General features: G+C 69.8%; 16 protein-coding genes. 9 read left to right on the top strand and 7 right to left on the bottom strand.

The window, feature by feature from the left end:
• The first annotated feature begins 6 nt into the window (after positions 1 to 6).
• The 3 genes from MOTC310_RS18140 (at position 7) to MOTC310_RS18130 (ending at position 5233) form a co-directional block, all read left to right on the top strand.
• Positions 7 to 1869 (top strand): hypothetical protein, encoded by a 1863-nt coding sequence (locus tag MOTC310_RS18140; protein ID WP_331302809.1) that lies wholly within the window; start codon positions 7 to 9, stop codon positions 1867 to 1869.
• Positions 1870 to 2207: 338 nt separating this feature from the next.
• Positions 2208 to 4676, top strand: a complete 2469-nt coding sequence (locus tag MOTC310_RS18135; RefSeq protein ID WP_331302808.1) for a YML083C domain-containing protein — start codon at positions 2208 to 2210, stop codon at positions 4674 to 4676.
• Between the two features lie 158 nt (positions 4677 to 4834).
• A complete protein-coding gene (locus MOTC310_RS18130) occupies positions 4835 to 5233 on the top strand; it encodes a DUF3800 domain-containing protein (protein WP_331302807.1) in 399 nt (132 codons plus the stop codon).
• A 482-nt stretch (positions 5234 to 5715) separates the two neighbouring features.
• Here MOTC310_RS18130 and MOTC310_RS18125 read toward each other — a convergent pair whose 3' ends face one another.
• The 3 genes from MOTC310_RS18125 to MOTC310_RS18115 are packed head-to-tail and all read right to left on the bottom strand — an operon-like array spanning position 5716 to position 8517.
• Entirely contained in the window at positions 5716 to 7419 is a 1704-nt protein-coding gene (locus MOTC310_RS18125; RefSeq protein ID WP_331302806.1) for a tetratricopeptide repeat protein, read from the bottom strand.
• A gap of 5 nt (positions 7420 to 7424) precedes the next feature.
• Positions 7425 to 8237 (bottom strand): hypothetical protein, encoded by an 813-nt coding sequence (locus MOTC310_RS18120; RefSeq protein WP_331302805.1) that lies wholly within the window; start codon positions 8235 to 8237, stop codon positions 7425 to 7427.
• Between the two features lie 10 nt (positions 8238 to 8247).
• On the bottom strand, positions 8248 to 8517 hold the full coding sequence (locus MOTC310_RS18115) for a hypothetical protein (RefSeq protein WP_331302804.1): 270 nt from the start codon (positions 8515 to 8517) through the stop codon (positions 8248 to 8250).
• Between the two features lie 1466 nt (positions 8518 to 9983).
• Between MOTC310_RS18115 and MOTC310_RS18110 the strand changes: the two genes are divergently transcribed.
• From MOTC310_RS18110 to qatD, 4 genes are all read left to right on the top strand, one after another.
• Positions 9984 to 11759 carry a KAP family P-loop NTPase fold protein gene (locus MOTC310_RS18110; protein ID WP_331302803.1) on the top strand — a complete coding sequence of 592 codons (1776 nt, stop codon included), beginning with the start codon at positions 9984 to 9986 and terminating at the stop codon, positions 11757 to 11759.
• A 94-nt stretch (positions 11760 to 11853) separates the two neighbouring features.
• On the top strand, positions 11854 to 12528 hold the full coding sequence (locus MOTC310_RS18105; RefSeq protein ID WP_331302802.1) for a hypothetical protein: 675 nt from the start codon (positions 11854 to 11856) through the stop codon (positions 12526 to 12528).
• On the top strand, positions 12525 to 13832 hold the full coding sequence (gene qatC / locus MOTC310_RS18100; RefSeq protein ID WP_331302801.1) for a Qat anti-phage system QueC-like protein QatC: 1308 nt from the start codon (positions 12525 to 12527) through the stop codon (positions 13830 to 13832). Before MOTC310_RS18105 ends, qatC begins: the two co-directional genes overlap by 4 nt.
• Entirely contained in the window at positions 13829 to 14593 is a 765-nt protein-coding gene (qatD, locus tag MOTC310_RS18095) for a Qat anti-phage system TatD family nuclease QatD (RefSeq protein WP_331302800.1), read from the top strand. The genes qatC and qatD overlap by 4 nt, the downstream gene beginning before the upstream one ends.
• 183 nt (positions 14594 to 14776) lie before the next feature.
• Here the strand turns inward: qatD and MOTC310_RS18090 are convergent, their stop codons facing one another.
• Together MOTC310_RS18090 and MOTC310_RS18085 are read right to left on the bottom strand one after the other, a co-directional pair.
• Positions 14777 to 15517, bottom strand: a complete 741-nt coding sequence (locus MOTC310_RS18090) for a hypothetical protein (RefSeq protein ID WP_331302799.1) — start codon at positions 15515 to 15517, stop codon at positions 14777 to 14779.
• A 201-nt stretch (positions 15518 to 15718) separates the two neighbouring features.
• Complete coding sequence (locus tag MOTC310_RS18085; RefSeq protein WP_331302798.1) at positions 15719 to 15883, bottom strand: hypothetical protein; 165 nt, start codon at positions 15881 to 15883, stop codon at positions 15719 to 15721.
• A 374-nt stretch (positions 15884 to 16257) separates the two neighbouring features.
• Here MOTC310_RS18085 and MOTC310_RS18080 point away from each other — a divergent pair, with 374 nt between their 5' ends.
• Complete coding sequence (locus tag MOTC310_RS18080; RefSeq protein WP_331302797.1) at positions 16258 to 17910, top strand: family 2A encapsulin nanocompartment cargo protein cysteine desulfurase; 1653 nt, start codon at positions 16258 to 16260, stop codon at positions 17908 to 17910.
• A gap of 165 nt (positions 17911 to 18075) precedes the next feature.
• Here MOTC310_RS18080 and serA read toward each other — a convergent pair whose 3' ends face one another.
• Positions 18076 to 19296, bottom strand: coding sequence for a phosphoglycerate dehydrogenase (gene serA, locus MOTC310_RS18075; RefSeq protein WP_331302796.1), 1221 nt, complete (start codon positions 19294 to 19296; stop codon positions 18076 to 18078).
• A 213-nt stretch (positions 19297 to 19509) separates the two neighbouring features.
• Here serA and MOTC310_RS18070 point away from each other — a divergent pair, with 213 nt between their 5' ends.
• Complete coding sequence (locus tag MOTC310_RS18070) at positions 19510 to 20529, top strand: zinc-dependent alcohol dehydrogenase family protein (protein ID WP_331302795.1); 1020 nt, start codon at positions 19510 to 19512, stop codon at positions 20527 to 20529.
• A gap of 46 nt (positions 20530 to 20575) precedes the next feature.
• Here the strand turns inward: MOTC310_RS18070 and MOTC310_RS18065 are convergent, their stop codons facing one another.
• A complete protein-coding gene (locus MOTC310_RS18065) occupies positions 20576 to 20803 on the bottom strand; it encodes a DUF1127 domain-containing protein (protein ID WP_331291608.1) in 228 nt (75 codons plus the stop codon).
• Between the last annotated feature and the right edge of the window lie 110 nt (positions 20804 to 20913).

Below are 20913 nucleotides of genomic sequence, written 5' to 3'. Positions count from 1 at the left end.
GGACAGATGAAGCTCGACGCGACGTTGAGGTGCCTTGGTGCCGATCGGGTCATCTGGATCGACGACCACTTCAACGAGACGCCACCGCTCCTCGCCCATATGTTGGTGGCGAACCTCGAACTCACCGAGGCCTGCGCCTTCCCCGAATTCGCGAGGGCTTTCGCGGAGGATACCGACGACGCCGACCCAGCCGGGGCGATCCAAGCCGTCCTTGAGACGCTCGAACAGGTCCGGCGCGACGAGATGACGGAGATCTTCCTGCGGCGGCAGCAGGAAGCGGAAGGGGTTCCGACGCGGGAACTGCCGACCGGGATCTTCGAGCGGGCCTGCGCGCTTCTGGGGGTGCATGAGGACGACCGCTGGTCCTTCCAGGGGTACCAAGCCAAGCTAAGGACCGCGCACGCAGACGGAGACGGTGGAATCGCCTACATCGTCGACCTGAAGGACACCGACGCGGTCCCTGGCGCCGGCAAGCGGGGCCTCGATGTCCTCCGCAACTTGGCAGGCCTGAAGTCGAAGGCGACCGCCTTCATCCTGACACACGAGGCCACGATCGCGGAGGAGGCCCAGCGCGAGACCGAGTACCAAGCGGACCTGCGCGATCTCGGCGTGCTCAGTGGCGTCCCGATCTGCGTCGTCTCGAAGCAGCGCCTCGCAGATGGGGACATCGAGAACGAGGAGATGGAGGAGGTGCTGCGCGTCGCGGTCAAGCGGGCCGGCCTTCGCAAAAGCGTGCACGAGGTGCTGGTCCGGGCCGAGGAGGAGGTCAAGGCGTCCTTCCGTGGCGCTGCCGAGGCCCTCCTGCGCGTCACGCCCGAGAAGCTGGACGACCATGTCGTCGAGCGGGGCTATCAGGAGGGCGTGTCGGAACTCCATGTCATCGAGAGGGCGCTCACCGCACGGATGTCGCAACAGATCCGGACCATGTTCGGGCATGATCCGCAGGTGCGTCTCAGCATCGATCGCTTGCGCAACCTCCGGGCCGTCCCCCTGAGGCACATCTCGGATGCTCCCGATCCGGACCTGACCGCGTTCAGGAAGGCGGAGATCTGGGAGGGCGAGGAACTTATCAACGCCGCGTTCGCCCCGATCGCATGCGGGGACGTCTTCGAGATCGACACCTCGGAGGCTTCGACCAAGACAGTTTCGAAGCGCCGCTTCATCCTCATCGGCCAGCCTTGCGATCTCATGCTGCGGCCGGGCAAGTCCCGGATGCCCCAGACCGGGATCCTAATCCCCCTCAAGGTCAAGCCGTCGCGGGACGCTCCCGCGGCCCGCGACGGAGAGGCCGACGAGGGGGCCGTCAAGAGCTACCCGCTCCCGTTCACGCTCGACGATGAGGCGCTCGTCTGCGACCTTCGCGAAGCAGCTCCCGTCCAGCTCTCGATCCTCGACCTCGCTTCGTTCCGGGCCGACGGGTTCGTCCGGTTCGAACGCGGGCAGAAGGCGGTCACCGGGCTGCTGCCTGGGCAGGGTGAAGTCTTTGCCGCTTGGGCGTCGAAAGCGAATCGCATCATGCCCCCTGAAGGCGAGCCGGCGACCACGTTCGACGAGGCCGCACGCCGGAACACGCAGCTCACCTTCGCTGCATCGGCCGTGTTCAAGCACGTCGCGCACGGTACCTACGAACCCGGCACCACGACCAAGGCGAACCGGGTCACCACGACCACCTTGGACCGGCTGACATGGCGCCTGCGCCGTTGCGGGCGCGTGCGCATGCCATATGCGGGAGCCATCCTCGACCGCTACGTCGGCTCCATCTCCCGCCATGCCTTCGATCTCGACTACATGCTCGACAAGCGGGCGGCGCCGACGGTCGTTCCGCACGCACCGCTTGCTGCAGCGGCCGAGGCAGGGGGAGGCGCCTGAACCAAGCTTGGCCGCCAAAACGCCGGTCGGCCGGGGGCAGCACCGCGCATCATCTGGAGCCGTCCTGGTAGTTCTGAAGCAGCAAGGTCATGTTCATTCCGAGGAATACATGATCAGTTCCCCAGTGGGTTGAATTGCCCGGCGATGGCGCCCTCCCCGGGACTTCCACCCCGACCACGTGACCTATGCGGACATGGTATCGTTGCCGCCCTCGATCCACCGGGGACGACGTCGTCCCCGGTAGCTAGCCGTGCGGGTTCCGCATGACGCTGGTTTAGCCTGGCATCCAGCAACGCGCCCTGTACGTTGTAGCAACAAGCCTCAACCGCGGCGGCTGCTTGGTCGCCGAGCGGCATGGCGCCGCGATTGCCTTCTCGCCTGAGTGGCAGATTTCGTCGGACCACGCTCGACGTGCGGCTTTGAGGTCGAACAATGCGCCGTACCGTGGCCGAAATCGCTTGACCATTGCTCAACGGCATCGCAATCCTAGCGTGTCTGCGACGCAGGCATGCGGAACCCTCAACTCCTCCACCGTCACGGTGGGCGGGGGCGGCAACGCCGGACGATGGACCAAACGGTCCCTGCCCGGCACGCCTCGACAAGGTCCCAAGTGGCTGTCGCCGCCTTCGACGACGCCGGGTACGCCCGGCAAGTGGAAGGGGGGAGCGCTGGGACCCGCGTGGTCCTTGGCACCTCGGATCGACCCCGTAGTCGCGTCCGAGGCTCCGAAGAGCTTCGAGCCTTCGGTCGCACAGCCAAGGAATACGCCAGTGACGAAGTCCAACGACATCCACATCCTGCCCCGGCCCGTCGAGGCGCTGCCGGAGTATGCTTCCGCGCCAGCCCGCAACAACCTCGCGGTCAAGCTGACTGAGGCGTTCGGGCACTCCGAGCGTAGCGCGCGCGCCATCGCCAACGCGGTGGTCGATCCCTCCGCCGTCCGCAAGGGCATCGGCGATCCGGCTGCGCCGAACGCGGAGCGCATCGCCGTCCCTGGCGGCACCCTGTTCGGGATCCGGACTGCCGTCTGGGCCCGCCGCGTGATGCCGGATCCCCGCAACCCCCGCACGCTGCCGTCCCGGCGCCATCCCTTCGCGGTCGATCCAGGCACCGGAGCCGAGGACTCGAAGTTCCGGCCGGTTCCGGAGCCCAAGTCCCCGGTGGATGCTTCGCTGAATGCGGCCGAACTGGCGGTCGACATCGAGAGCAACCACCACCTGAACTGGGCATGCCAGCAGGCCGCAAGCTACGTGAGGTCGACGAACGACTGGTCCGAGTCGATCACGTACCAGGGCGTGATGGAGGCGGTCTGGATCGTTCCCACGACCTACCGCCACGAGGACGGGTCCGAGGTGACGGCGCTTACGACGGCGGAGGGGTCGTCCCGCATGACTGCGGTCCACACCCTGCTCGGCCAGCGCTCGGCCGACGTGCCCTACGACGAGCCTGGGCCGAAGTTCCGCGGCCGCATCAAGCGCCTCAACGAGGCCCTTGCCTCAGGTCCGACGCAGGAAGACCTTGTCGCGCTTCGCTGCGAGCGGGTACCGGCGCTGGTGATCGTCGGATTCGAGCCGTTCGCCAAGAGCAAGACGGCTTTCCCGACGGCGATCAGGTCTCTCGTCGCGCTTCGGCACGTCGATCCGCCGACCGCGTGGGGCGACGGACCGGAGAACGAGGCCTTGGCGGACGAGGTGCTCGACGAGCTCGCCCGGCGCTCGCTCATCTCGGCAACGCAGGCGGCGTACTACGCCGGCTCCTGCACGAAGAAGGAGGCGCGGGACGCGCACCTGTCGGACGACCCGGCCGAGCGTGCCGCCGCGATCGTCGGCCTGTTCTCCAACCCGGACGGCCGCTTCCGCGACGCGATCCGGGGCGCCGTGACCAGCCAATCCTCGCGCAAGCGGGTGAATCAGCGCCTGTCGAACGAGCTAGCGACGGCCCTCATCCTCCGGGCCTACAACGGCGACGCGACGAAGGTCGACCAAGCCCGGCGCTACCTCCGGCACGCCTTCGGCAAGGCCGTGCACGGCGGTGAGTGGGCGGTAACCGGACGTAGCACCGACCAGCTGGTCGCCGACGCGATGGCGGAGGTGCGGGCCTCCATCGCGGCCGGCACGCCCGACGAGCCCGGGCCTTCCTCGCTCGAATTGGCGGTTCGCGCCGCCTATCCGCTGGTGGTCGACGGGCGCCTCAACGCGGACCGCGGCACCTCCGGCAACGACCAGCCCGACCGGCGGACGCCGGGGGAGGTCCTCGACGCCATGCGGCAGTTGCCGCAGGGCATCCACCAACTGGGCCAGGCGCTCCGGGACTTCGCCGCCGGCGTCTCGATCCGGGCGGTGGACGATGACGGTCGCACGCGCCCCCTTGAGGACGGGACCGGCGAGGAGATCGCGGTGAACGACGTCTTTCTGCGCGGCGAATTCCCGCCCCCCGGGAAGTCCAAGGCCCGCCGCCCCGGGGACACGCCGACCGATCGCTACGACAACGCTGTCGGGACGCTGGCCGATGCCATGGAGGCCCTGAAGACGGCCTTCGACGACCTCGGCGCGGTGCTCGGGGACGACGGGCGGCCGCTGGTTGACGTCAAGGGCGTCGACCAGCGCGCCTGCGCGGCTTGGCGGGAGATCCTCTCCACCGTGCAGGACGAGCTGGTCCTCTGGTCTCGCACGCACAAGCGCGCCCACGCGGTTGCCAAGGGGCAGCACCGGGATCCGGCACCGTCGCACGACGAGGTCGAGGACGCCGATCCGACCGCCGAATGGGATCGGGCCGCGGACGATGATACGACGATCCGCGTCCGTTGAATGCGAGGGGGCGGGTCGCTTCGGCGGCCCGCTCACCCTCCCGGCGAACTTTCAATGGCATCGCCGTGGCTGCGGAGAGGCGCCGCCTGGACGGAGGGAAGGGATCGCTCCGTCCTCGATCTCGCTTGGAATGCGACGACACATGGAGGGCGATCCCGATGCGGAGGATCTTCTTCGACGAGAGCGGGAAGACCGGTACGCACCTATTCGACGAGGCGCAGCCGTGGTTCACCCTGGCGAGCACTGACGTCGACGAGGCGAAGGCCGCCGAGATCGTGGCGCGCTGTTTCCCCGGGCGACAAGGCACCGAACTGAAATCCGGGCCGATCCTGAAAGGCGTCCGCGGGCGCCGGCAATTCCTGGATCTCGCCCGGGAGGTTGGCGCGCGGCCGGAGCGGTTCTGCGCTGCCAGGATCGACAAGCGGTTTGCCGTCGCCTGGAAGATGGTCGACAGCCTCGCGCCCCTTCTGCGGGCGCGAGGCTACGACTTCCACGCCGGTTGCGGCCATCACCCCATCTCTCCCGATAGCCGCAATTCGCGAACTCGGCATCCTTAGTCTTCACGAGGTTGCTCGATCCGTCGGTGGCCGAAGGACTGATGGCCGCCCACAACGCGTTCGCGCGGGAACCCGATGAGCCGAAGCTGGCCGCGTTGCATGCCGAACTCGCCCCTATCTGCTGCACAGAGGGGCCAGGGGTCGCTCTCGCGCCTGATAGACCGATGCCTTGCGAGCTTCGGCTGAGGCCGGATCACCGGCATCCATTTCGGCCGCCGGACCTTGATTTGCCCTCTCGCCGGCGAATGGGTTCGCCTAAAGCGGCGGGTGTGAGCCGGTGGGAGCGGCCATGAATCGATTCAGGTGCCACGGCTAGGAGGGGGTGTCCGTCGGCGCTCGGACCCGGGCGATCGGCGCTGCGGTCGGAGGCACTAAGTCGCCTTCGGCCCGAGGCGATGTTTCGGGCGCGGCATAAAGGATCATCCAGATCAATACCCTCTCCTGGGCCGCATTGATCCTGCAAGCGCTGAGGCTTCGTGCGATCAGCCGTCGAACGCGAAACCGATCGGGTTCGCGGGTCGCGGTGCAAGCGTCCCCGCCAGTTCCTTCGCTTGCCAAAGATAGCGGGGCATGTCCGCTTCCTCGAATAGGCGCGACGCGGTGTTGACACGGGATTTGGCGTCTTCGGTATCAAATGGATCCGGGAAACCTAGTGAGCGTGCCACGCGGACCAGCGCCAACCCCGTAATCGAGCCCTCGACCGGATCGCCTAGCTCATCGAAGCCCCTGGCGCTGTCCGCGAGCGCCGTCAGCGCCTCGCCAAGGGCGCCAACTTTCTCCATCGCCAGCCCCAACTGCCGCAGGCCCCAGGCGCGCGCGCCGCGATCGCCGATGTCGGTGGCCCCCTGCAGGGCCTCCTCAATCAGCGGCAGCGCGGCGTCTGGCCGACCGAGTTGTGTCAACGATGCGCCCTGGAGGAACGAGGCGTTGATGATGCTCGACCTTCTCCGAGCCGCCTCGAACATGGATCGCGCTTCGGTGAACATATCGAGGGCCCGCGAGAAGTCGCCACGCTCGAACTCGATCTTGCCCGTCGCCTGTAGGCAGTTTCCGATCCCGAGTTCCTCGTCGACGGCTTCGTATACCGCTAACGCGCTTTTGATATCCGAGAGGGCTTCATCTAGCCGTCCGCGAAGTATCTTGAGGTTGGCATAAGCTACCCGCGTGCTGGCTTCACCCATCCGGGCGTTCGTCGGAGCGAAAAACGCGAGCGCGCGTTCAAATCCGCCCGCGGCCTCGCCGAGGCGCCCCCTGTAGAGCTCGATGTCGGCCATGCCTTTTACGCAATGTGCCTTCCTGACCGACCCGCCGACGCGGTCGAACGCCACTGCGGCGGCCTCGTAAGACCCCGCAGCGGCGTCGTACATGTCCAGCCTCACGAGGGCGCCGGCGCGGCGCCACAAGGCCTCGCCGCAACCGCGCTCATCCCCGATCCCCTTGAAAATCGAGAACGCCGAGTCGAACGCGGCCAAGGCTGTCTCGACATGGCCGGCCTTGAGGTCGACCGCGCCCACCCGGATCGTTGCCTCTCCCTGGAACAGCGGATCGATTTCGTGGGCGAGGGCCGAGCGCAACGTATCGGCGTCGGCCGCGGCCGCTCCGCCGGGCAGATAGGTGCGGCAAAGCGCGAGGTATCGCATCCCCGCCGCGGCCGCGACGCCACGGTCCACCTGCTCTTGCAATCGACCCGTGAGGTCGGCCACGGCTCCCGTCTCGAAGTAAGGGTCCGATCCCCAGGTCACCGCGGCGCGCAGCAACTCCGCGCATCCGTGAGGCGGGTCTGCGGCGACGCCGTGATAGAGTTGTTCGAGCCGCGCCCCGAAGCCCGGCTCGCGACGGCCGAAAGCCCCCGCGTATGCGTCGCTGAGCCGTGCGAACACGTCAGGCGCGTCGCGTGCGAGGGCGTTCAACAGCATCGTTCGCGCCACCTTCTCGGCTGCGAGAACGTCGCCGCGGTGCCTGCGCACGAGGCGAAGGTTCGTCACCTCGGCGAGGACTTCGTCCGGCGTGCGGCCGCCGAGTTCGTTTCGAAGTTCGACGAACACGTCGCGGTCGAGCCAATGCGGCACCGAGACGAAGATCATGGCGGCGAGCTGTCCGGCGCTGTAAGCGCCGCCCCCGCGCAGCCAACGCCGGCCCGGGCTGACGGATACGAGTTCAGTGAGTTCGTCGAGTAGAGCCGCCATGTCCGTCACCCCTCCTTGCGCGGCAGCGACATCATCCAACGCATAATATCGTTCGGTGCCCCCTCGAAGTAATCGATCATGGCCTTAAGATAAGAACCCGTGTGCTCGGCCGGCGCGAACCTGCCCTCCGCGTCGAGGACCCGTTCCCACTCCTCCACCTCCGTGACCCCGCCGAGGGTCGAGGTGTGGGTCGTCCCGATCCGACGCTTCGCGTTGGGCTGCAGGGCCGTCCTTCCGGAAACGATGACCCGGACATGATCCACCCGCGCCAAGCCGGGGACAAGGACCGCCACGAGCCAGCGGTGGATAGCTTCGTCCAGATCGTGATACCCGTCGAGGGCCACGACCACGGTGTGCCCGGCGGGCACGGACATCTGCCGCAGGTCGTCGAGCAGGGCGTTGGTGAGGTCCCTCGTGACGAGTTCCTTGTCGCGCGGGGTCTCGGCGGTCGATGCGGTCACAAAGTTGCCGTCGCCCTCGATGTGCACGTCTCGAACGATCGCCACGGCGTTGCGCGATCGCCTTCCTTCCGCCTCGCGGTGCTCGACCTGCAAGAACCTCGGGAAGCGATCGCGGCCGACTTGGTCCGTTATCTCGCACAGGATGAGCTGAGGGGACTGGCCGCCCTGCGGCCGATCGAGTTCGACCAGGGCGACGCGGTGGGCGGCGGGTAGGACGCCGCACAGCCATTCGAGGATGTAGCTCTTGCCCATGCCCGGGCTGCCATCGAGGAAGAAGGCGCGGTTCGCACACGAGGCGCGCGCGAACGCATCGAGGGCCGCACGATCCGCGTGGTAGTCGGCGACGTTCAGACCCACGGTGGTCGGCTCAGGTCTCAGCTTTGATCTCGTTCCGCTTACCTTTGACGTCAGTTCGCTCGACAGTGGCCTCGGTCCCCTTGGCACCCAGCTTGTTTTCTTCTCCCTTGATCCGGACTTTGCTGACCGTGGCGCCGCGTCGCCCCGCGGCGTTGCCCGAGATCAAACCGGCGATGTTGAAGCTGCCGGTAACCAGCTTGGCCCCGAGGGACAGCACGAGAAAGGCGAAGACGACCGCCCCCACGCCGACCGCCCACATATGTTCGCTTATCTGATCCAAGATCGCCTCTCCGACAAAATGGTCAAGGCTCACCATAACACGGCCGACCGTGGGTCAGAACTACTCCGGCTCCTCGTCCTTCAGGCCGCCCCTGCGGGACAAGCGATACGATCCGGCCATACCGTGGAGTGCACGGCCAACGACGATCGTTCCGTTTTTCATCCTGAGGACAAGGGTATCACCCCCACCGTACATCCGCACGGTCCGCCCGCGCTTTAGGCGGGCGACGTCCTCGTCCGAGAGGTCGAGCGCGAAGCGCGTCGCGCGGGCGCCATGCTTACTGCCCGTCCAGACGATCGAGCGCCGGTTATGAGACGATCTGCGCAAACCGAGCTTATCCCCGCCAAGCCATAGGCCGAACGGTCGATGACGGCTGTGACCTCGGAGCGCAATCCCCTCCACAGGCGCCAAGCGGATTCCGGCCCGAAGGCTGTCACGGACCGCGGCAAGGGCGGCTCGGCGCAGGAGCGAGATGAGGGAGGCTATGAGGCACAGGCAACGCCGGCTAGCCGCCTCCGCCATGCGCTCGCCCGCGCAGTCTCAGTCGAGGCGAGCCGGTCCACGCTGTCGCCTATGGTCTCGGCCAGCGCGTCAACAGCCGCACTGTCGTCGAGGGAGGAAAACGCCTGTCCCGACCCTCGATCTCGATCGGGACCGGCTCGGTCCGGCCCCGGCACGGGCTGATCCCCCTGGATCCGGTGAAACCTGCGGGAGCCATTCTCGGCCGGCGAGCGGACCCTCGGCAGCCTGCCGCAGGCCATCCCGGCGAGCCCACCACGCCGGCGTCAGGCAAGGTACGTGCGGCTCGACCTGTCGGCGGTCGCAGCGCCCCCCGCCGCGCCCGGGACAAGGATAGGGATGGCGGCTCTGGATCTCTTTAAAGGAACGTCATTCCCGTTTTTCGGCGCGCTGTGACGGCGGTAGGTAAGGTCGGGGGCGGCGGCGCGGCGCGGCGCTAGGCGAGCATGCGCGCCGCCGCCCTGCTCGTCGACGTCACTGGCCGGTGGACCGTCGAAGCCCGTTCCCAAGCGTCGGCCCGCGACGGTGCCGGCGAAAGCGGCATGGTCCGGCGTGGCCCCGTCCGTCCGGGTCCGGGGATGCTTCCGGGGAACCTTCGGCATGGAGATCCAGCCGCCGTGCGTCCCCCGAGCGGGGCAGGACGGGCCATCCGGACAGGGTGCGACGGTTCCGAAAGGCACGGCACCGGCGTCGCTCACGATGCGCGCGGTCGTCTCGGACGCGGGCTGCGGGCGGGCCGGGGCTACGGGGGCTTGGACCAGCACAAACTCTGGTTGATAGGCCTGAGGACAACTCGCCTGCACGCGTGAGGCGGCGTAGCGGAGACCGCAGGTTGCGCTATCCTCGGGATGGCGGATGGCGAAACCTCCCGGGAGCGCTGGGGCGCCCCCCGGAAGTGCAACGGAACGAGCGGGATAGCTCGCGGTCCGGCCTCCGGGAGTGGACGCATGTGGGCCGACACCGATACCGACGTCGACTACCTGAACTATACGGAAGTCGCCGAACTCGTCGCCGAGATGGTCGGCAGCGAGCGCATGCTGCCCCTGTCGCTCGGGGTGTTCGGCACTTGGGGTACCGGGAAGTCGTCGATCCTCCGGCTGGTCCAAGCCGACCTCGCCGTCGACGCCGGCCGCTACGTCTTCGTCGAGTTCGATGCGTGGCTCTATCAGGATTTTGACGATGCCCGAGCCGCCTTGATGGCGGTGATCGCCAAGGTCCTCCTCGACGCCGCTCCGGAAGGGCTGAGGAACAAGGCCGAGAGCCTTTACGGCCGCGTGAACAAGCTGAGGCTCCTGGGGCTTGCCGCCGAGGGCGGTGCGGCCTTCATGGGCCTGCCGACCTTCGGCTTGCTGAGGAAGGGCATCGAGGGAATCGGCGACTATGTCGCCGGGGATGCCGACGACGCGGACGCCAAGGCCGTGAAGGACGCGGCGGGCGAGGTCAAGGAGAGGACGAAGGGGCTCCTGGCGCCCAAGGAGAAGCGCAGCCCTCCGGAGGAGATCACCGCGTTCCGAGCCGAGTTCAAGGAGGTTCTGAAAGCTCTCGACAGGACCCTCGTCGTCGTCATCGACAACATCGACCGCTGCACGCCCCCGAACGCGATCCACACGCTGGAGGCCATCCGGCTTTTCCTGTTCCTGCCGCGCACGGCGTTCGTCATCGCGGCGGACGAGGATATGGTCCGGCACGCGGTCTCGACCCACTTCCGCAATCCCTCCGAGCGCCTGATCCAGGATTACCTCGACAAGCTCATCCAGGTGCCCGTCCGCGTCCCGAGGCTCGGCGTGCAGGAGGTGCGAGCCTACATGCTGCTGCTCTTCGCGGAGGCGGCCGAGGTGGGGGCGGAGCGGCTCGAAGTCCTGCGGACCTTCCTGGTCGAACAGCTCCGGCAAGCATGGAGGCCGGACGCGGGCTTCGGCGTCGACGACGTCCTCAGGGTCCTGCAGCCGGCCGATCCGGCCGCCCTGCGCGTGACGCTGGACCTCGCGGACCGCATGGCTCCCTTGCTGGCGTACTCCGCCAACGTCAAAGGCAACCCGCGCATCATCAAGCGCATGCTGAACGTCGTGCGCATGCGCGCCTCGGTGGCACGCAAGCGCGGGATGCCGATCGACGAGGCGATCATCGCCAAGTTCGTCCTCTTCGAGCGCTGCACCGCAGCCGCCGCGGTGGACGCCCTCCACGATGCCATTAACGCATCGGCCGGCAAGCCCGAGTTCTTCGCGCTCCTGGAGGACGCGAACGCCCTTGCCGCGGACACCGAGGGCGCATGCCCGGAGCCGATGCGGCCGTACATGACATTCATCCGCGACTGGGGCGCCCTCGACCCGCCGCTGGCGGACATCGATCTGCGGCCCGCCGTGTATCTGGCGCGTGAGACGGTCCCCCTCCGCAGCATCGCCGCGGCCTTGTCTGCCTCGGCTCTCCGGGCGCTCGACGTGCTCCGCGACGTGAGGACGGCCAGTTCCCCGTCCGCGCGGGACGCGCTCGCCGCCGTCGACGCGATCGAACACGTACCGATGATGGACGCTCTCGTGCGCGACATGCGCCGGAATCCCGACTGGATGCGCAGTCGGCGGGACTTCCTCGGTGCGACGCTCCTCGCCGATATAGCGCCCGAAGCCGCGGTCGTCCTGGTCCGCTTCGTACGCTCCCTCGAACTGCCGAGACGGCTGCCATGGATGTCGGCGTTGCTCGCCGGCAAGGCGTGGGCCGAAGGCTAGGAGGATCGCCGTGGGGACTTCCTCATCCAGCAGGGGGCCGAGCGGACGCTCGCCCCTCGTTCCGTCGTGGGCCGATGCCGACCCCGGGGCGCCTTTGCCGGCACCCGACGCGCTGCGTTTCCGGACCTTCCGAACCGAGTTCGGTCGCTATTCCGGCGGCGAGGGCGGCTCGCTGCGAAGCGCCCTCGGACACTATGCCCGAACCGCCACCGCCGGGCAGGCCGTCGGCCCGCGCCGGTTCGGTTCGGCCTATCAGGCCGGCGGCGGGCTGTTCGGCCTCCTCGGCGACTTGGCCGGAGGCGGGGACGGGGCCGCCTTCGTCGGGATCGACATGTCCGGCCTCGCCGGTCGTACCCTCGGCTACGCCGCGCAGGAGATCGCCCGCGCCCTCGCGCCGGAAAACGGGGATGCGGACCGGATCCGCATCGCGATCCAGGAGGCGATCGCCGAGGTGCTGCCCGATGTCGAGATCTTCGATCCGGCGGCCCTGACGCCCGACGACATCATCGCGATCCTGATCGAGTTCCTGACGCGCATCCTGTTCCAGCAGGTTGTCGAGGATGCCGGCTCCGCTTGGAACAGGGCGCCGTCCGATGCCCGCACGGCGCAGGCGGAAGGCGAGCTGTTCGACCTGATACGGATCGCCATGGACCGGCACCTCGGGCCCCGGCTCGCCGCTGCCGGCGGCCGCCTCCCGCGCGCCGACGTCGAGCGGCTTCAGCGCAGCGCCATGGACGACGTCTGGCGGGATTGGGAGAAATTCGCATGACACGGGTGGTCTGTCACGCCGATCCCGCCGACGTGCCCCTCCGCCGCGACGCGGGCGACGTCCACGTGGTGCTCTACGGCCGGGGCCGCATGCCCGACGGCATTGCGCGGCTCGGGGCCGGGGTGATGGACGCCGTCAGCCGCATCGGCTTCGCCCTGCGCGAGGACGCTTTCGACTTCCTGACCATCGCCCTGGCAGTGACGGCAGCCGACACCTTCGTCCTGCGCGAGCTGGCGGAGGACCGTTGGAGCCGCAGGCTGGAACTCTCGGTTCCCCTGATCGATCCCCGGCCCTGGGTCGCGGTGCGGGCGCGGTTGGAAGAGGCCTTACGCTTCCTGAGCGGCGATTCATGGAGCCTGTCGTTCCCCCGTGGCGGGCCGCGGCGTCCCTCCCAGGCAGTGATCGATGGCAGGCGGCGCCTCATCGACCTGTCCCGATCCGAAAGCGCCTGCCTGTTCTCGGGCGGCCTGGACAGCTATGTCGGCGCCCTCGACCTCATCGCCCAGGGAGAACGCCCCCTCCTCGTCAGCCATGCCTACCGGGGGGATCGGGGATATCAGGACCGTACGGCCCACGCGCTACCGGTGGCCTGCCCCCGGTTCTCCGCCAACGCGCACCCGACCTGGTCCGGGTCGACCGACGTTTCCATGCGGACACGGAGCTACAACTTTCTCGCCTACGGCGCCGCAGCGGCGACAGCCATATCCCAGGCGCGGGCGGGGCGCCGGGTCACACTGTGGGTTCCCGAGAACGGCTTGATCGCCCTGAACGCGCCGCTGACCCCGCGCCGGATCGGCTCGCACAGCACGCGCACGACCCATCCGTATTTCCTGCGATCAATGCAGGATGTCCTCGATGCGGTCGGCCTCCCCGTGGCCATCGTGAACCCGCTGCGCCACCAGACGAAAGGCGAGATGGTACTGCGGCACGCGGGGGACCCGGCTTTCGTTGCCCAAGCGGTCCGCACCGTCTCCTGCGGAAAATGGAAGCGCGACGGCACACAGTGCGGCCGCTGCGTCCCGTGCCTGATCCGGCGCGCGTCCTTCCACGCCGCCGGCATCGCGGACACGACCGAGTATCGCAGCCAAGCGCTCGCCCCCGTCCTCGGGGACATCGATCTGCGCGACGATCTCGCGTCGGTGCGCTCGGCTGTCAGGAGAGCGCCGCGAACGGCGATGGAGCCGTGGGTGCTCCAGGCCGGCCCGCTTCCCGAGGAGCCGCTGGAGCGGGACGGGTGTATCGAGGTTTTCGAGCGTGGTATCGATGAGCTGCGGAGCTTCCTCCAAGCCAATGGACTGCCGTGATCGATTTCCACTGCCACCTCGATCTCTATCCAGATCCGACGGCGGCCGTAAGGCAGGCGGACGCGGCGCGCGTCTACGTCCTGTCGGTGACCACCACGCCGAAGGCTTGGCACGGCACCTCCGCACTCGCCAAAGGGCGCAGCCGGATCCGCACCGCCCTGGGCTTACACCCGCAGCTCGCGCACGAGCGCCATCGCGAGCTCGCGTTGTTCGAAGGCTTGCTGCCGGAGACACGTTACGTCGGAGAGGTCGGATTGGACGGGACCCCCGAGTTCCGGGATCATGCGGCCGTTCAGCATCGCGTCTTTGAAACCGTGCTGAGGATGTCGGCTCTCCATGGTGGCCGTGTCCTTTCGATCCACAGTCGCCGGGCCTGTGACGAGGTCCTGGATTGTCTGCGACGGCAACCGGATGCCGGCACCCCGATCCTGCACTGGTTCTCGGGCAGCAAGGCGCAGCTGATTCGGGCCGCCGACCAAGGCTGCTGGTTCTCGGTCGGGCCGCCCATGACGCGGTCGGCCACCGGGCGCGCCCTTCTCCGGCACCTGCCCCGGGATCGTGTGCTCACGGAAACGGACGGCCCGTTCGCGCAGGAGAACGGGCGTCCGTTGAGACCGGAGGACACCGGAGCGATGGCCGCCTCACTCGCGAATGCCTGGGGCATCGGCGAGGCGACGGTCACCGATCAGCTTCTCGCGAATCTGCGACGGCTCTCCGGTTCCGACGCCGTCCTCGACAGAGGCCCCTCCCACGCCGCCTGACGCCGTGGAGGTCGGGGCCACGGCACGCGGGCGGAGACAGGTGGTGAGGTCGACTTTGGATCGGCTGGCGCTGCCCGCTCGCGACCCAGACGAGCGATCAAAAACCCAGCCGCCTGGCGTGGATGGTGCCCGGATCAGGCACCATCTTCGAGGCTAGGGAGTGCCGTCGCTCGGGGCTCTCCCTCATGCACGCAGGGTGAGGAAGGCAGCACCGATCCTCTTGCGGCCGGCGTGATCCTGCGCCCGGATCCGCTCCCGCTTCCTCCGCTCGGTCTGGGCCGGATGCTCGCGCGGGGGCAGGCCGCGCGGCACCGCGACCTCGATCGAGGCGGGGACCGTGATGGCGAAGCAGTGCGCCGCCTTAACCCCGCGCGACCACGCCAGGCCGTCGGCGGCCGCGTCCTGCCCCTCCAGGGTCCACTGGCCGTAGATCTTCACCGCCGCCTGGACCGACATGCCGAGCAGGTCGGCCGCAGCTCGCACATCGACCCGGGCGATCCGCAGCCACGTCGCCGCCGTGCGCCGCAGGGTATGGTCGATGTGCCAGTCGCCAGCGAAGCGGTGCCGGTAGCCCTCCCACCCTGTGTCGCGGCGGAACCGGGCGGCCGCGCCGATCCCGTGGATCATCGAGCGCTCCAGGATCGTCGGCATGTCGACGGCCTGGCCGTTCCAGGTGACCACGGGGTAGTACCCGGCGTCGAAGAGACACCAGAAGGCCTTCGGCCGTCCCTCGTTCCATCCGGGCTCGCCGCCGCTCCGGCGATCCGTGAGGGCGTAGGCTTCCGAGCCGTCCGCGCCGCGGCGTATGTCGGCCGCCGGGGAGGAAAACGCGACGATGCTGTGCCACGTCGCCTCCGGGACGCGGCCCTCCGGCCACCCGGCGGGGACCGGCGCCGCGTCCGGCACGGTCTCGATGTCCGACACGTGCAGCGCGTCGTGCGCCCCGTCGGGCAGGGCTCATGGACCGCCCGTCCGGTGCCCCCACGCGCGGACGGGCGCGCGGCGGCGTGCGGGATCGGCCGTGAACGCCGGCGCGGCCGACATGGACGCGAAACCGGATTGCATCGGCCAAGCCCCATCGGTGAAGGGCGCCGCGCGCGCGCCGCCCGGTCGGGCATGGGAAGGTCAAGCGTCCGGATCGGCCCGGTCCCCGGGCCAGGCGCGGTCCGCCCTCAGGTGGGCCGCCAGCCCGTCGAGGTGTCCGTCGAGGTCGCCGACCTCGTCGAACGCCGGGTCGAGGGCGTCGTCGAAGGGGACGGAGAACGGAGACCACTCGGCGGCCGTCCGCATAAGCCTCCGCGGCCTCCGCCCGGCGAGCGGGTGGGACGGCTCGACCTTGCGCCGCGCCGCGGGCGCGCCCGGACGGCGGCGATCGGTCGGGGGGCGAGCCGCTTGGGAACGGGGGCCCCGGCGGGCGGCGATATCGAAAACACCCATGGTCATTCTCCTTGTTCGTCGTAGGGATTGCGTGCCGCATCCGGATCCCGCCGCCGCGAAACGCGGCCTCGCGGCGCGGCCCCCGGTCCGGGCGTAGCCTCGGGGGCGCCCGGCCGTCCGGACACCCGCGGCCCGGCCGGCTCAGGCACGGTGCAAGCGCGCTCNCTGGCGGCGCGCGCTCCTTCGGGGCGCCGCCGATCGGCCTGCCGGGCCTCTCCGGCCCGACCGTGCCGAACCTCGCGCCGGGCAGCCCGGCCTTCGCCGATGTGACGGCGATCCCGCCGGTCCACCCGGCGAGCCCGCGCCCCGCCCTGCCGGACTTCTCCTTCGCCGGTGCCCCGGCGCTGGCGGCCGCCCTCCCCGGCGGTCCGGAGTTGCTCCGGCAGATCGCCGCGGACCATCCCCGCGCCCACGCCTTCGCCCAAGCGCTCGTCCCGCACCGTGTGCCGGCCGACCCGTCGAAGGCCGGCGGTGACGCGGCGCAGGAGCGCTTCGCGGAGACCGGCCCTCTGTCCCGGGCCCCCGAGGCGCCGGCCGCCGACTACTACTTCCTGAACCTCGGACCGGGCCCGGCCCGCAGGGCGCCGGCGAGCCCACGGGTGGAGCCGGCCCGCGATCCCGGCCCGGCGCCGCGCCTGGCCGCGCAGGGCTCGAGCCCGGTGGCGGCGCCCTTCGACGTGGAGCATGTCCGCCGGGATTTCCCGGCCCTGCACCAGAGCGTCAACGGCCACCCGCTGGTCTGGCTCGACAACGCCGCGACGACCCACAAGCCGCAGGCCGTGATCGACGCGACCGCGGACTTCTACGCCCGGCACAACTCGAACATCCACCGGGCCGCCCACACCCTGGCGGCGCGCGCCACGGACCTGTTCGAGGGCGGCCGCGAGGCGGTGCGCCGCTTCCTCAACGCGCCCACGAAGGACGACATCGTCTTCCTGCGCGGCACCACGGAGGCGATCAACCTCGTGGCGAACTCCTACGGCCGGGCCCAGATCGGCCCGGGCGACGAGATCATCGTCTCGACCATCGAGCACCACGCCAACATCGTGCCCTGGCAGCTGCTGGCGCAGCAGACCGGGGCGACCATCCGGGTGATCCCGGTGAACGACCGCGGCGAGATTATCTTCGAGCAGTACGCGGCGCTCCTGTCGGGCCGCACCAAGATCGTCTCGGTGACGCAGGTGGCCAACGCGCTCGGCACCGTGAACCCGGTGCGGGAGATCATCCAGCTCGCCCACGCCTACGGGGTGCCGGTGCTGGTCGACGCGGCGCAATCCGCGCCGCACATGCCGCTGGACGTGCAGGCCCTGGACGCGGACTTCCTGGTCTTCTCCGGCCACAAGGTGTTCGGGCCGACGGGGATCGGCGCGCTCTACGGCAAGACGCACCTGCTGGAGGCGATGCCGCCCTGGCAGGGCGGCGGCCACATGATCGAGGACGTCACCTTCGCGCGGACCGTCTACAAGGGTGCCCCCGAGAAGTTCGAGGCCGGCACGCCCGACATCGCCGGGGCGGTCGGCCTCGGGGCGGCGCTCGACTACCTCGCGGGCATCGGCATGCCGGCGATCGCCGCCTACGAGCACGACCTCCTGGACTACGCGCAGGACGGGCTGGCCGACGTGAAGGGCCTGCGCCTGATCGGCACGGCCTGGGAGAAGGCGAGCGTGCTGTCCTTCGTGATCGCGGGGCAGACGAACGCGGCGGTGGCCCACCACCTCGACGCGCACGGCATCGCGGTGCGCTCGGGCCACCACTGCGCCCTGCCGGCCCTGCGCCGGTTCGGCGTCGACCAGTCGGTGCGGGCCTCGCTCGCCTTCTACAACACCCGCGCGGAGGTCGATGCCTTCCTGAGGGCGCTGCACACCCTGCCGCGACAGTGACCGGCGGGGCGCCGGCCGGTGGGCGCCGGGGCGTCGTGTCCGCGCCGAACCCGTCCCTGCGGGCGTGACGACCCACGCGTCCAGGATCGCGCGGGTCCCCTCTCCCGAGCGGGAGAGGGGCCGGTCGCGCCCTGTAGCCGACGTCCAGCGCGGCGGGCGGAACCCCTACGCCTTCGGCCGGAGGTGGCGCGTCCGCACCGTGCCGTCGATGGCCCGCAGCGCGCGGAGCACCGCGTCCGCCTCGCCCGGCGGCACCGACGCGTCCACCACGACGTAGCCGAACTCGCCGTCCGTCTGCAGGTACTGCGCGTCGATGTTGAGCGACCGGCCCGAGAAGATCGCGTTGATCTGCCCGAGCACGCCGGGCACGTTCCGGTGCACGTGGAGGAAGCGCGCGCCGGACAGGCGCGGCGGCAGCTGGACCTGCGGGAAGTTCACGGCGCCCAGCGTCGAGCCGGTCTGGACGTAGTCGACCAGCTTGCGGGCCACCTCCGCGCCGATGCGGTCCTGGGCCTCCTCGGTCGAGCCGCCGACATGGGGGGTGAGGATGACGTTCGGGATGCCCTGGAGCGGCGAGACGAAGCGCTCGGCGTTGGATGTCGGCTCCACCGGGAAGACGTCGATCGCGGCCCCGGCGAGGTGCCCGTCGCGCAGCGCCGCCGCCAGGGCGTCCAGGTCCACGACCGTGCCGCGGCTGTTGTTGATCAGGTAGGCGCCCGGCTTCATCGCGCGGATCCGGTCCGCGCCCATCAGCCCGTGGGTCAGCGGCGTCTCCGGGACGTGCAGGCTGACCACGTCGCTCAAGGCGAGCAGGGCCTCGAAGCTCTCGGCCGGCTCGGTATTCCCGTGGCGCAGCTTGTCGGTGAGGTCGTAGAAGATGACGCGCATGCCCATCGCCTCGGCGAGGTTCGAGAGCTGCGCGCCGATATTGCCGTAGCCGACGATGCCCAGCGTCTTGCCGCGCACCTCGAAGGCGCCGGTGGCCGACTTGTCCCAGCCGCCTTCATGGGCCGCGACCGAGCGCGGCACGATGCGCCGGAGCAGCATCACGATCTCGCCGATCGTGAGTTCGGCGACGCTGCGCGTGTTCGAGAACGGCGCGTTGAAGACGGGCAGGCCGCGGGCGCGCGCCGTCTCGAGGTCGACCTGGTTGGTCCCGACGCTGAAGCAGCCGATGGCGGCGAGATCGGGCAGGGCGTCGAGAAGCGCGGCGGTGACCTGCGTGCGCGAGCGGATGCCGAGGACGGTGACGTCGGCCAGCTCACCGGCGTCCGCGGCGCTGACCGCGCGCGACACTTGCCGGACGGCGCCGATCCCGGCCTGCGCGAAGATCTTGGACGCCGTCGGCGCTATGCTTTCGGTCAGAACGACGCGCTCGGTCGACACGGACTGCCTCCTTCCGGGGACGGGATGCGATCCGTGACCTTGGCGCCGGCGCGGCGCAGCGGCAAGGGCGGCGCGGGCGGGAAGGGGTTGCGGTCGCGGGCCGCCCTCCCCGGCCCCGCGGCGGACGGCCCGGCTCCACCGTCTCGACGCGGCGCGCGGGGCCTGCCAGTGTCCGCCTCCCGGCGGCCGAGGCCGCGGAGCGACAGGTGCGTCATGACCGGATCGACAGCGCGGGCCGTCATCGTCCAGCCCGGCGGCGGCTTCGACGCGGTGACCTTCGGCGAGCGGCCCGTGCCGGAGCCCGGGGCCGGGGCGATCACCGTCCGCCTGCGGGCGAGCTCCCTCAATTACCACGACTACGCGGTGGTCAGCGGGATGTGGGGCCCGAGCGAGCCGCGCGTCCCGATGTCCGACGGCGCCGGCGACGTCGAGGCCGTGGGGCCGGGCGTGACCGAATTCGCCGTGGGCGACAGGGTGGTCAGCACGTTCTTCCCGACCTGGCTGGAGGGCACGCCGCTCGTCGAGGGCTTCGCCACCGTACCGGGCGACGGCGTCGACGGCTACGCCCGGGCGCGCGTCACCGCGCCCGCCGCCGCCTTCACCCGCGCCCCGAAGGGCTGGGACCACGCCGAGGCGGCGACGCTCACCACCGCCGCGCTGACCGCGTGGCGGGCGCTGCACGCCGATGCCGGCCTGAAGAGCGGCGACGTGGTGCTGGTGCAGGGCACTGGCGGCGTGTCGCTGTTCGGCCTGCAATTCGCCAAGGCGGCGGGTGCCACGGTGATCGCCACCTCCTCCAGCGACGACAAGCTGGAGCGCCTGCGCGGGCTCGGCGCCGACCACGTCATCAACTACCGCGCCGACCCGGCCTGGGGCGAGACCGCCCGGCGCCTGACCGACGGGCGCGGCGTCGACCACGTCCTCGACGTCGGCGGGCCGGCGACGCTGGAGCAGTCCATGGCCGCCGTGCGGGTCGCCGGCCACATCTCGGTGATCGGCATCCTCTCGGGCGTCGCGGGCGAGCTGCCGCTGGTGCCGGCGCTCCTGAAGCAGATCCGGCTGCAGGGCGTGCTGGTCGGCAGCCGGCGCCACCAGATCGAGATGATCCGCGGCATCGACGCTTGCGGGCTGCGGCCGGTCATCGACCGCCGCTTCCCCCTCGACGACCTCGTCGCGGCGTTCCGCCACCAGGAGAGCAACCGCCACTTCGGCAAGATCTGCGTCGAGATCTGAGCGCTTCGGCCGGGTCGCGGGCGGCTCGGGGCGTGGCTGGAGGCGTTCAGCGGAAGGCGATCCCGAGCGCTCCGGGCATCACGGTCGCCCGGGACGCCTCGGCCTGGCTCGGCGCGGGCGGCACGTGCGAGCAGCCGTTCTCGCAGAAGGCGCGGAGCGTGCGACGGTCGAGGCCGATATCGCTCAGCATCTCGTCGTCGAGGGCCGACAGAATCCGAAGATTTCGCGCGGCCACACGGTTGTTCCGGACGGATTTGAGGAAAGAGAGGATCATGATCCAGCCTCCGTTGCGCCGAAAGATCCGTGGTTCGTCCACGATCGGCCGGATCAGCGTCGCTTTATTGTGGAATACTCGCATCCTCCGTTCGGATTAACGTGCGCGCA

The organism is Methylobacterium oryzae (genome assembly GCF_036441375.1).
GTDB classification, from domain to species: Bacteria; Pseudomonadota; Alphaproteobacteria; order Rhizobiales; family Beijerinckiaceae; genus Methylobacterium; species Methylobacterium oryzae_A.
This window is presented reverse-complemented; position numbering and strand designations above follow the sequence as displayed.